The sequence below is a fragment of the Methylophaga sp. UBA5088 genome, assembly GCF_002414625.1.
GTDB classification, from domain to species: domain Bacteria; phylum Pseudomonadota; class Gammaproteobacteria; order Nitrosococcales; family Methylophagaceae; genus Methylophaga; species Methylophaga marina.
This window is the reverse complement of record NZ_DIAC01000129.1, coordinates 3,376-4,912: the sequence shown is the minus strand read 5'-3', so window position 1 is coordinate 4,912 and position 1,537 is coordinate 3,376. Positions and strand designations below refer to the sequence as shown.

Genomic DNA, 1,537 nt, shown 5'->3' with positions numbered 1-1,537 from the left:
AGATAGTCTCCAGATACGGGCACAATCAATTCACTAGAAGCAAACATCGCATTAACACCCAGTAAACCTGATGAGGGCGGACAATCTATCAACACAAAATCATAAGCTGATAATGACGACGCTTCGATTGCTTTTCTTAAGCGATGACCGCGCTCTACCCCACCTTCATTCAGGTGTTCAAACTCATTCAAGCGTGGCCCTGCTGGCACGACATCAAGGTTGTCCCGGGCATGCAGCTTGACGGTATCAATGGTCTCCCCCTCCAACAGCACAACATCAATGCCGAGCTGCTGATTGTCCAATCCTAAACTGGTGGCCACTTGCCCTTGAGGATCCATATCAATCATGGCTACTTGTTTGCCTTGGATAGCGAGTGCATGCCCAAGATTGACGGTTGTTGTCGTTTTCCCAACGCCCCCTTTTTGGTTCATAATCGCAATGATGCGAACGTGTTCAGAAGTCATCATTAGCCTATTTGCTCTACGCTGAGAAGCTTATCGATATCCAGTAACATCAACATACATTCATCGATGTCAGCAATCCCTTTAATAAAGCTGGTATCAACGATACTGCCTAAGTCTGGTGCATTTGAAATCATATCTGGATGAACATTGTATGCATCAGACACAGCATCAACGACTATACCTACAATTCGGTCAGTTATACCTTCCACTTTGACAACAACGACAACAGTAGTCTTGGTGTAGGTATTGAAAGGCATACCGAATAGCAATCGAAGATCGATAATCGGCACAATCACGCCACGCAAATTTAATACACCACAGACATGTTCTGGTGTATTTGGAATCGATGTCACCGACCCCCAGCCTTTTATCTCCTGCACACGGAGAATCTCCACACCATAATGTTCGCTATCCAACTCAAATGTCAGGTACTGCTGGGAACCATCGTCGATGCTGTCAGCAATATCAAGAATATCCAGAATCTCATTTTCTGTGTTCATCTCAACCATGACTCAAACCACACTCTTCAGAGAAGTTTGTTTTATTATTGATGGCTCTTTGTGCATTGCCATCACCCCTGCAATATCCAGGATTAAAGCAACTGTTCCATCACCTAGGATGGTTGCGCCAGCGAGACCTTTCACTTTACGGAAGTTCGTCTCTAGACTCTTGATGACAACTTGTTGTTGTGCCAGAAGCTCATCAACAAACAAACCAATTTTGTAATCCTCACAGTCCACAATCACCAGCAAACCATGTTCTAGCTCTTCAATACCGCCATCCAGGTTAAACACATGCCGCAATCTGATAAGCGGTACGTATTCGTCCCTGATTTTGTATAACTCTCCTTTACCAGTCACTTTTTTTACTTTGCTGATATCGACTTCAACAGACTCAATAATGGAAATCAGGGGAATGATGTAACGTTGGTCTGCAACCTGAATAATCTGACCATCCATGATTGCCAATGTCAGAGGTAACCTAATAGTGAATGTTGACCTGATTCCTGACTCAGATTTCACCTCAACAGCCCCTCCCAGGCTGTTAATATTTTTCCTCACCACATCCATGCC

Annotated in this window: 3 protein-coding genes; all 3 read right to left on the bottom strand. The window is 44.2% G+C overall.

Annotated features, from left to right (window positions below):
• Positions 1–467 (bottom strand): ParA family protein (locus B4K20_RS15820; RefSeq protein ID WP_289283656.1); only part of this gene is annotated, 467 nt, incomplete at its 3' end.
• Positions 467–973: a chemotaxis protein CheW gene (locus B4K20_RS15815; RefSeq protein WP_289283655.1), complete on the bottom strand. Its 507-nt coding sequence runs from the start codon at positions 971–973 to the stop codon at positions 467–469. The genes B4K20_RS15820 and B4K20_RS15815, both read right to left, overlap by 1 nt.
• 3 nt (positions 974–976) lie before the next feature.
• Positions 977–1,537, bottom strand: a 561-nt coding sequence (locus B4K20_RS15810; RefSeq protein WP_289283654.1) for a chemotaxis protein CheW, incomplete at its 5' end; no start/stop codon positions are given.

Coding starts and splice junctions, on each gene's coding strand:
- B4K20_RS15815 (WP_289283655.1), bottom strand. CDS start 973: ATGGTTGAGATGAACACAGAAAATGAGATTCTGGATATTCTTGATATT.